At 63.2% G+C, this 524-nt stretch carries 1 pseudogene; it reads right to left on the bottom strand.

Going from position 1 to position 524, the window contains the following annotated elements:
- Positions 1 to 524 (bottom strand): annotated as a pseudogene (locus HK20_RS12680) (MotA/TolQ/ExbB proton channel family protein); the annotation flags it as partial.

Raw genomic sequence — 524 nt, 5'->3', positions numbered from 1 at the left:
TGCAGGCTGTTCTGGATGTTGTTGACCGCACGCTGGATGGACATGGAGGTCCAGCTATGCAGGTCAATGGCTTCCTGCATCGTGCCTTCATGGTGTTCGGCTGCCGTAATGCCGGTATCGGCAATGTAGCGGAACGGGGAGGAGGTGGAGAGTGCGGAAGCCCCTTCCTGAATGCTGTGCTTGGTCCAGAAGTTTTTGGTGGCATCCTTGCCAGCAGCAAACAGACGCCCCTGTTCGATGAACTTGGTGATCATGATGAACCATGTGCCAAGCGACATGACGAGCATGATCAGCAGCACGCCACGGGCGATAATATCGCCGTTCGACCACAGGGCGGACAGGCCGTAGGGGTTGGCGTCATCCTTGGCGTCCGGCGCAGGAGCTTCTGCTGCGGCAGCGGCGGCCGGGGTCGGGGCTGTTGTGCCATCGGTGGGTGTGGGGGTTGTTGCGGCATCCGGGGCGGCGGGTGTGGCCGGGCCGGGGGCAGGAGCTGCAGCGCCATCTGCCGGAGCCGGAGCAGCCGG

The sequence above is a fragment of the Acetobacter sp. DsW_54 genome (assembly GCF_002153575.1).
GTDB lineage: Bacteria > Pseudomonadota > Alphaproteobacteria > Acetobacterales > Acetobacteraceae > Acetobacter > Acetobacter fabarum.
The sequence above is the reverse complement of the archived record's forward strand: the minus strand, read 5'-3'. Positions and strand labels throughout refer to the sequence as shown.